Origin of the sequence: Streptococcus mitis (genome assembly GCF_005844455.1) — a bacterium.
In the GTDB taxonomy this organism is placed as follows: domain Bacteria; phylum Bacillota; class Bacilli; order Lactobacillales; family Streptococcaceae; genus Streptococcus; species Streptococcus mitis_BF.
On record NZ_SPGF01000114.1, the window covers coordinates 1 to 1345 of the forward strand.

The 1345-nt window shown below is 40.4% G+C and carries 1 pseudogene; it reads right to left on the minus strand.

The features are described 5' to 3' along the window. Positions 1-53: 53 nt before the first annotated feature. Positions 54-1345: pseudogene (locus FGQ53_RS12335) on the minus strand (transposase); the annotation flags it as partial.

Sequence of the window (1345 nt, forward strand, 5' to 3'; positions counted from 1 at the left end):
TCAACCACCAAAAAGCTAGAGATTTCCAATTGCGGAACTCTAGCTTTTTAATTTTAAGTCGTTCTCTTATTGTATTTTAGGAGGTTATTGGCCATAAGTACCAATCCCATGTCAATTCTCACTTGACGCTTCCCTCTCAGATTACATCTCTTGTAACCCAAACAAGCCTTTATCTGCCCAAAGACAGGTTCCACATCAATCTTACGTTGAGCAAAAATCTGTCTACCTTCGGGAGATAAAAGCGCCTGACACTCTTTAGCTTTAAAATTTGATAGCGTTCGTTCATATACAGTCCCTTTTGAGGGGCTGCTTCAGGTTCATCAGCGTAGTAAACCTTGATTTCCTGTTGAAAATCCGTCTGTGTTTTCTGATGTTTGATATGGTGAAAACGATAGCACCACCCGTCAGGATGAGTGTAGCTATCCTCCTTGTCATTATAGTACCAATTCGCTAAGTTTCTAGCCGACTGTTTATACCCTCTCTTCTGTTCCTTATCAAACATGGCATATTTAATCAGATGGCTCACCTCCTTTTCATCTAAACGAAGGAGATTCTCTTCACTTCCATATCCAGCATCTGCAACAACTGTCTTCAAGTCATGCGGATAGGTTTCAAGGAATGGCAGAAGAGTCTTGGTATCTGTCGGATTTGAAAAGACATCATAGTGAAGAACAAATTGGTTTTCAGTAGCGATTTGAAGATTATAAGCAGCCTTGAGTTGCCATTTTTCATATGGTCTTCTTTCATCCGCATAAAAGTGGCGTCTGTATCTGTTTTGGAAAAACTGTTACGCCCTTCAAATGTCTCCTGATAGCTCTCATATTTTTCAGCACGTACTGAAAAATCATCTTTGACTTTACGCAAGACTTTCTTGAGTTTACGACGTTGGGTTTTACGTCCATCTTTCCCTTTAACGGGTGTCTCCTCCATGTCTTGGCTCAGTTTTTCCAATTCTTCTTCAAGAACTTGAGAGAATGCAAGCAACTGCTCTGAGGAGATAGGCTCTTGTGTATCCAGTTCGATAGCTTGATGGATAAGGGGAGTGATTTCTTCTTGAAAATAGACCTGTATCTGTTCTTGAAGTTTGGCGGAAAACTTCTCCGTTGCTTTTTTCCGCACGAAACTATACTTGTTGGCATTGGCTTCAATCTTAGTCCCGTCAATAAACAAGCAATCTAAAGTCACTAACTCTTCCATTTTTAAACGAAGATTGAGGTCGATGAAAAGATTACGAATGAGTTCTTCCATCCCTTCAGCGACACGAAAACGATTGATGGTGCGGTAGCTGACAACTAACTGCCCTGTTAGGTATTGCATAGCCAGATTTTCAATCATCATTTTTTCA